We start from the raw sequence: 7,297 nt of genomic DNA on the forward strand, positions 1-7,297 counted from the left end.
CTGACACACCCTCCCCTCTCCTTCCTTCCAGAAAAGGACCCCCTCATGGCGCTCCCAGCCATCACCCCCTATCCGATGCCCGGTGCCGCCGACCTGCCGAAGAACAAGGTCGCGTGGACGCCCGACCCCAAGCGGGCCGTGATGCTCATCCACGACATGCAGCGCTACTTCGTGGAGGCGTTCACCCCCGGCCAGTCCCCCGTGACGGAGCTGGTGCCCAACATCCAGCGGCTTCGCGCGCACTGCCTCTCGCTGGGAATCCCCGTCGTCTACTCCGCGCAGCCGGGCGGCCAGACCCCGGAGCAGCGCGGCCTGCTGCTCGACTTCTGGGGCGGCGGCATCAACGGCGGTCCGCTCCAGAAGCAGATCATCGACGCGCTCACGCCGGGCGAAGGTGACGTCCAGCTCACCAAGTGGACCTACAGCGCGTTCCGCCGCACGGACCTGCTGGAGATGATGCGCGCGCGCGGCAAGGACCAGCTCATCATCTGCGGCATCTACGCGCACATCGGCTGCCTCCAGACGGCCAGCGATGGCTTCATGAGCAACATCCAGCCCTTCCTGGTGGCGGATGCGCTGGGCGACTTCTCCCTGGCGCACCACCAGCTCGCGCTGAGCTACGCGTCGCAGCTGTGCGCCGTCACCACCACCACGCAGCAGGTCATCGACTCGCTGGGCCTGCCCGCCGTCAAGAGCGCTCTCGGACTGAGCCATCACCAGGTGCGCGCGGATGTCGCGGAGCTGTTGCAGCAGTCCGTGATGGAGGTGAACGAGGATGCGAACCTGCTCGAGCAGGGCCTGGACTCCATCCGGCTGATGAGCCTGGTGGAGCGGTGGCGGAGCGCGGGCGCGGAGGTCACCTTCGTGGAGCTGGCGGAGCGGCCCACGCTCACCGAGTGGTACGTGCTCCTACGCGCCATGCCCCTTCCGCCTCCTGACGCGAGCAGCGTCCAGGTGGCCCTCCACCGTTAAGCGCCGCCCACGGAAGCGAGGCTCTCCCCACCTCGCTCCATGCCGATGCCCCCTCTCGAAGGACCTGCGATGACCGAATCACACGACGCACGCTGGCCGCTCACCGCGGCCCAGCACGGAATCTGGGTCGGTCAACAGCTCGACCTCGCGAGCCCGATCTACAACGCCGGGGAGTGCATCGAGCTTCGTGGCGCCATCGTCCCCGAGCACTTCGAGGCCGCCGTCCGTCAGACGGTCGACGAGGCGGAGGCCCTCCACGCGCGCTTCGAGTCCACCCAGGAAGGCTCCTCCCAGCTGGTCAGCCCCCGCGTGGAGTGGGCGCTCCAGCACGTGGACGTGTCCACCGAAGCGGACCCGTGGGCCGCCGCCCGGGCGTGGATGAAGGAAGACCTGACGCGCACGGTGGACCTCACCCGAGGGCCGCTCTTCGCCCAGGTGCTCTTCAAGGCGGGGCCGGAGCGGTACTTCTGGTTCCAGCGCGTGCACCACATCGCCATGGATGGGTATGGGTTCTCGCTGCTCACCCGGCGCGTGGCGGACCTCTACACGTCTCGCGTGACGGGCAAGGCCGCGCCCGCGGGCTTCGGTCCCCTGCGCCCCGTGTTGGACGAGGACGCGGCCTATCGCGCCGGTCCCCAGTTCCAGAAGGACCGTGACTTCTGGGTCGGCCGCCTCGCGGACGCTCCGCTGCCGGTGACGCTGGCGCCGCCGGCCCCCATGTCCGCGTCGTTCGTTCGCTCCACCCGGATGCTCGCGGGCACCGATGTGGAGCGGATGCAGGCCGTGGCGAAGCAGCTCGGACTGACGTGGCCGGACCTGGTGCTCGCGGCGACGGCGGCCTGGATTCACCTGCACACCGACGCGCCGGAGGTCGTGCTTGGCCTTCCGGTGATGACTCGGCTGGGCTCGGCGGCGCTGCGCGTGCCGTGCATGGCCATGAACATCGTGCCGCTGCGCGTGCCCGTCTCCCCCGGTGCCACCCTGGCCTCACTGGCCCGGCATGTCGCCGCGGAGATGCGCGCGTCCAGGCCCCACCTGCGCTACCGCTACGAGCAGCTTCGACGCGATCTGCGCCGCGTGGGTGGGCAGCGCAAGCTGTTCGGCCCCGTGGTCAACATCATGCCGTTCGACTACGGCGTGCGCTTCGCGGGCCTGCCCGGCATCGCGCACAACATCTCCGCGGGGCCCGTCGAGGACCTCTCCATCGGGATGTATGCCCGCTCGGACGGCGGTGGCCTGCGCGTCGACTTCGACGCGAACCCGGTCTGCTACGACGCGCGGGCCGTGGACTCCCATCAGCAGGAGTTCCTCCGGCACCTGGACACGTGGCTCGGCGCGCCCGAGCAGGCCGTTCGCGAGCAGGTCCTGTCGGCCGGGGCCGACGCGTCGGTCCTGGATGGAGGCCCGCTCCCCGTGCCCGCCCATCCGGTGATGGAGCTCATCGAACGCCAGTCCCGTGAGCAGCCGGATGTCATCGCCGTGGAGCATGGCGAGCATCGCCTGACGTACGGCGAGCTGTGGCGGGCCACCGGGTCGCTCGCGGACCGCCTCGTCGCCGAGGGCGTCCGGTCCGACACGCCCGTGGCGGTGAAGGTGCCGCGCGGAATCGACGCCATCGTCGCGTCACTGGGCATCCTGCGCTCCGGCGCGGGCTACCTCCCGCTCGACCCCACCGGCCCCGCCTCCCGCTCGGCCTCCATCCTCGACGACGCCGCGCCCTCGCTGATGGTCCTCCCGTCGGAGACCGTCTCCGCCACGGACGCGAGCCCCCGCGCGGCCGGGCACCTGACCGTCCTGAAGCGCGACGTCGCCGCGCAGACGGTCACCCCTCGCGCCGAGGCTGAGCGGCTCGCGTACGTCATCTACACCTCCGGTTCGACGGGCCAGCCCAACGGCGTGCAGATTCCTCACCAGTCGCTGGCACACTTCGTCGCGGGCGCCACGCACCGCTACGCCGTCACCCGCGAGGACCGCATCCTCCAGTTCGCGCCGCTGCACTTCGACGCGAGCGTGGAGGAGGTCTTCCTGGCGCTGACCTCGGGCGCGCGGCTGGTGCTGCGCACCGACGAGATGCTCCAGTCCGTGCCCCGCCTGCTCGAGTCCTGCGCGGCCCACGGCATCACCATCCTCGACCTGCCCACCGCGTTCTGGCACGAGCTGGCCTACGCGGTATCCACGGGCGCGGCGCGGCTGCCATCCTCCCTGCGCACCGTCATCATCGGGGGCGAGGCGGCCCTGCCAGAGCGCGTCGCCCGCTGGCGCGCCACCGTCGGTCCGAGCGTACAGCTGCTCAACACCTACGGCCCCACGGAGGCCACGGTGGTGGCGACGGTGGCGTCGCTCGCGGACGCCGGTGGTCCGGAGTCCGAGCGAGACGAGGTCCCCATCGGCCTGCCGCTTCCCGGCGTCCGCGCGGTGCTCGTGGATGCGCAAGGACGACTCGTCGCTCGGGGCTCGGAGGGCGAGCTGTGCCTCTTGGGTGGCGCGCTCGCGCGGGGCTATCTCGGCCGGCCGGAGCTGGACAAGGCTCGCTTCATCTCCCTGGCCGCGCTGCCCGGCCAGCCCCGCGCCTACCGCACCGGCGACAAGGCCCGGCTGCGGGAGGACGGACAGCTCGTGTTCGTCGGTCGCGTGGACGACGAGCTGAAGATCAGCGGCCACCGAATCGACCCGGCCGAGGTGGAGACGGTGCTCCTGGGCCACCCGGGCGTGCGCGAGGCCGCGGTGGTCGGACAGGTGCTCCCCGGCGGCGCCCGCCGGCTCTGCGCGCACATCGTCGCGGAGGCCCCCGTGCCTTCCGCCGCCGACCTGCGCAAGCACCTGCTCGCGAACCTGCCCGCGCCCATGGTGCCGGGCGCCATCGTGTTCGCCGAGCGCCTGCCTCGCACCAGCACGGGGAAGATCGACCGCGCCGAGCTGCGCAAGGCGCCCACCACCGATGCCTCCTCCACCGTGGCGCAGGCCACCACGGAGCTGGAGCGCGTGGTGCTCGGCATCTGGGAGGAGGTCCTCGGCGCCACGGGCCTCACCGCGCAGGACGACTTCTTCGACCGCGGGGGCCAGTCCCTCCAGAGCATCCAGGTGGCCAACCGCCTGGGCATCGCCCTGGGCCGGGAGGTCCCCGTCGCCACGGTGTTCCGCTACCCGACGGCCGCCGCGCTGGCCCAGGCGCTGGAGCACGGTGAGGCCACCGGCTCCGAAGCAAGCGGCCCGAGCACCACGATGCTCGCTGACTCGGAGCTGTCCGAGGACATCGTCCCCCGTCCGAGCACCACCGCGCCCCAGGGCGTGGGCGGCAGCTTCGAGACGCGCTTCCCGGAGCCTCGTCAGGTGCTGCTCACGGGCGCCACGGGCTTCGTCGGCGCCCACCTGCTGGACCAGCTCCTGCGCCAGACGCGCGCCCGCGTGGTCTGCCTGGTCCGCGCCAGCGACGAGGCCCAGGCGATGGAGCGCATCCGCGCCGCGCTCACGTCCCAGCAGCTTCCGACATCGGGCCTCGCCGAGCGGGTGCTCGCGCTGCCGTCGGACCTCACCCAGCCGATGCTCGGCCTGGACAGCGCGCGCTTCCACGGGCTGGCCGCGGAGTGTGACGTCATCCTGCACAACGCCGCGGTGGTGAGCGTCGTGCGCGAGTACGGCAGCGTCCAGGCCGTCAACGTCAAGGGCACGCGCGAGCTCTTGCGTCTGGCCGCCGCCGTGCGCCTCAAGCCCTTCCACTACGTGTCCACGCTGGCCGTGGCGCCCCAGGCGAACGTGAGCCCGGAGGTGCCCGAGGACTTCGTGCAGGCCCACCCCGGACTGCGTGACGGCTATCAGCAGAGCAAGTGGGTCGCGGAGCGGCTGGTGCAGCACGCCTCCGAGCGCGGCCTGCCCGTCGCCGTCTACCGGCTGGGCCGCGTTGTTGGCGCGACGGACACCGCCATCGTCAATCCGCAAGATCTGGTCTGGCGCATCCTGCTCGCGGGCATCCCCTCCGGCTCGCTCCCGCTGCTCGACGTGGGAGAGACCTGGACCCCCGTGGACTATGTGGCGCGCGCCATCGTCAAGCTCTCCCGCGTCGCCACGCCCGGCACGGTGTTCAACGTGACGCCCGTGCCCGACGTGCGACTGCCGGACCTGTTCCGCTGGGTGGGCGAGTACGGCTACCCCGTGGACCTGCTCCCCATCCCCGCCTGGCGCGCCCGGGTCGCGGAGCGCGCCGGCACCGCGGACAACACCACCACCCTGGCCTTCTTCGACCTGCGCTCCGGTGACTCGGCGCCCGCGTTCGGCCTGGGCCCCATCCGCTGTCAGCGGTTGCATGAAGCACTGGAGGGCACCGGCATCACCTGCCCCCAGGCGGATCGCGACCTCTTCTTCCGATACCTCGCCTGGTGCGTCACGCGCGGCCTGCTGCCCGCGACACCTGGCTCCCCCAAGGAAACGGCCCCCTCGTGATGAACCGAACCTGGAATCCCCGCACCTGGCGGGAGAAGCCCGTGAAGTACATCCCGGATGACTATCCGGACATGCGCGCCCTCCACCGAGTGGAGGAAGAGCTGTCCCGACTCCCTCCGCTGGTCCACCCCTCGGAGACGCGGCGGCTCACCGCCTCGCTCGCGCAGGTGGCACAGGGCAAGGCCATCCTGCTGCAAGGCGGAGACTGCGCGGAGAGCTTCAAGGAATTCACCACCGACAACATCCGCGACACCTTCCGGCTCATCCTCCAGATGGCCGTGGTGCTCACCTTCGCGGGCGGACGCCCCGTGGTGAAGGTCGGAAGAATCGCCGGCCAGTTCGCCAAGCCGCGCTCCAGCCCCGTGGAGACGCTCGACGGTGTCACCCTCCCCGCGTACCGGGGCGACATCATCAACGGCATGGACTTCGAGGCCGCCGAGCGCATCCCCGACCCCAAGCGGCTCCTCAAGGCCTACCACCAGTCCTCCGCCACGCTGAACCTGCTGCGCGCCTACTCGCAGAGCGGCTACGCGGACCTGTGCAACCTGCACCGCTGGACGCTCGACGGCGTCTCCGGCTCACCGCAGGGGGACCAGTACCGCAAGCTCGCGGACTCCATCTTCGAGTCCCTCTGCTTCATGAGCGCGCTGGCGCCGTCCCCGGAGTACACGGCCGCGCCCACGCCCACGCCCGTGGACCTCTTCACCAGCCACGAGGCCCTGCTCCTCAACTTCGAGGAGTCGATGACGCGCATGGAGCCCGGCTCCGGCCACTGGTTCGACGCCTCCGCCCACATGCTGTGGATTGGCGAGCGCACCCGCCAGCTCGACGGCGGCCACGTGGAGTTCATGCGCGGCATCCGTAACCCCATCGGCGTCAAGTGCGGGCCCACCATGGACCCCGACGACCTCCTGCGCCTGATGGACGCACTCAACCCGGAGGCCATCCCCGGACGCCTCACGCTCATCGGCCGCTTCGGCTCCGACAAGGTCGCCGACTGCCTCCCGCGCCTGATGGCCGCCACCCGCCGCGACGGCCGCCCCGTCATCTGGTCCATCGACCCGATGCACGGCAACACCCACAAGGCCAGCAACGGCTACAAGACGCGCTCCTTCGACCGCATCCTCTCCGAGGTGAAGTCCTTCCTGGAGGTCGCCTCCTCCGAGGGCGTCCACCCGGGAGGCATCCATCTGGAGATGACCGGGCAGAACGTCACCGAGTGCCTGGGAGGCCCGCTGGCCGTGACGGAGGACGACCTCCACAGCCGCTACCACACTCACTGCGACCCCCGCCTGAACGCGGACCAGGCACTCCAGCTCTCCTTCATGGTCGCGGAAAAGCTTCAGGCCCTGAAGACCCCCCACGCCAGGGCAGCCTGAGTCACCCATCAACCCTTGACAGCACAGGGTCTACAGGAATACACGGCCTCGCAAATGAAAATGAGAACCATTTTCATAATCCCCACTGGGCGCGGACGAGAGGTCGTTGGCCGGATGCGTTGGAGCGTGGCGGTGATGGTGTGGCTCGCGTTCGCCCTTCCGGCGCGAGCCCAGGTGGCCGGTGAGGCCCAGGTGCCGGCGGCGGCGCAAGCCCCGGCGCCCGTGCCGGCCGTGGTGGCGCCGAAGCTGGTGACGTTCGTGGAGGCGCCCTACCCGGCCGAGGCGGAGCAGGCCCGGCTGGAAGCCACGGTGCGGTTGAAGCTGACGCTGGATGACCAGGGCGTCGTCACGGAGGCGGAGGTCCTCGAGCCCCAGGGACACGGGTTCGACGAGGCGGCGCGACAGGCCGCGCTGAGCTTCCGCTTCGAGCCGGCCCGGCGTGAGGGCGTCGCCGTGGCCTCGCGCATCGCCTACAGCTACGAGTTCCGCCTCCCCGTGGAGCCCACGCC

The 7,297-nt window shown here is 71.0% G+C and carries 4 protein-coding genes; all 4 read left to right on the top strand.

Annotation, left to right across the window (positions count from 1 at the left end; translation table 11 throughout):
- Positions 1–45 precede the first annotated feature (45 nt).
- The gene (locus HR086_RS43040) at positions 46–972 is read left to right on the top strand and encodes an isochorismatase family protein (protein ID WP_174468535.1); all 927 of its coding nucleotides are present in this window, start codon (positions 46–48) and stop codon (positions 970–972) included.
- Between the two features lie 69 nt (positions 973–1,041).
- A complete protein-coding gene (gene mxcG, locus HR086_RS43045; RefSeq protein WP_174468536.1) occupies positions 1,042–5,409 on the top strand; it encodes a myxochelin non-ribosomal peptide synthetase MxcG in 4,368 nt (1,455 codons plus the stop codon).
- Entirely contained in the window at positions 5,409–6,788 is a 1,380-nt protein-coding gene (locus HR086_RS43050; protein WP_174455420.1) for a class II 3-deoxy-7-phosphoheptulonate synthase, read from the top strand. Before mxcG ends, HR086_RS43050 begins: the two co-directional genes overlap by 1 nt.
- Before the next feature lie 114 nt (positions 6,789–6,902).
- Positions 6,903–7,297 (top strand): TonB family protein (locus HR086_RS43055; RefSeq protein WP_254626709.1); only part of this gene is annotated, 395 nt, incomplete at its 3' end.

Source organism: Myxococcus sp. CA039A (assembly GCF_013336645.1).
GTDB classification, from domain to species: domain Bacteria; phylum Myxococcota; class Myxococcia; order Myxococcales; family Myxococcaceae; genus Myxococcus; species Myxococcus llanfairpwllgwyngyllgogerychwyrndrobwllllantysiliogogogochensis.

What these genes read in the sequence shown, in the direction of transcription:
- HR086_RS43040 (WP_174468535.1), top strand. Translation starts at nt 46, where the DNA reads ATGGCGCTCCCAGCCATCACCCCCTATCCGATGCCCGGTGCCGCCGAC.
- mxcG (WP_174468536.1), top strand. Translation starts at nt 1,042, where the DNA reads ATGACCGAATCACACGACGCACGCTGGCCGCTCACCGCGGCCCAGCAC.
- HR086_RS43050 (WP_174455420.1), top strand. Translation starts at nt 5,409, where the DNA reads ATGAACCGAACCTGGAATCCCCGCACCTGGCGGGAGAAGCCCGTGAAG.